Origin of the sequence: Streptomyces sp. SID11385, from assembly GCF_010548245.1 — a bacterium.
Lineage (GTDB): Bacteria > Actinomycetota > Actinomycetes > Streptomycetales > Streptomycetaceae > Streptomyces.
Window position 1 is genome coordinate 1 of record NZ_JAAGLR010000925.1, and the last position, 709, is coordinate 709.

Annotated in this window: 2 pseudogenes; both read right to left on the reverse strand. The window is 78.8% G+C overall.

The features are described from left to right. Positions 1-189 (reverse strand): annotated as a pseudogene (locus tag G3I42_RS28245) (hypothetical protein); the annotation flags it as partial. 22 nt (positions 190-211) lie between these two features. Beyond that, a pseudogene (locus G3I42_RS28250) lies at positions 212-709 on the reverse strand (SWIM zinc finger family protein); the annotation flags it as partial.

Sequence of the window (709 nt, forward strand, 5' to 3'; positions counted from 1 at the left end):
CCGGCGCCGTACGGTGCGCAGCGCCGCCTCGTCGAGGAGCGCGCCGGGGCCGTGCGCGCCGCCCGCGCCCGCGAAGGGCCGCCGGTCGGTGCCGAGGAGGGCCGTCGTGACCAGTTCCTCCCAGCCGGGGCCGGGCTCGGGGGACCGGGTGTCGGGGACGGGGGAAGGTGAGGTGTCGGTGACGCTCATGAGGTCTCCAGATCGCGGGAGTTCAGCGCAGGGCGAGGGGCGGGGCGTCGGCGTCGGGTTCCCAGACCGCCAGCGGCTGGAAGCCGCGGTGGCCGCACTCGCCGAAGACCCGCACGGGGCGTCCGCCCGAGGCGGCCAGGAGGCGCCACAGGCCCGAGGTGCTGGTGAAGGAGCGGGGCAGGGGGAGCGCGGTGTCCGTCGACGGCTCGGCGAGCTGCCAGCCGTCCGGTCCGCGCACGGGTATCACGCCGTCGAGCGTCACGGGCCGGGAGTCGAGCCACGGGTCCTCGGCGAGCAGCGCCCCGTACCCCCCGGCCGCCTCCGCGAGCGAGACGCCCGGCGGCCGTTCCGCGACCGGTACCGGGGGGCCGAAGCGCTCGCCCAGCGTCGCGCGCGGTCGCGCCGGGTGGGGGCGCAGCTCCGCGTCCAGGCCGAGGCCGACGGGCAGGCTCACCTCGGGCGCCGAACCGGCGGCCCCGTAGGAGAGGAGCAGCGCGGTGCGCCCCGTGCGGGTGCCGTG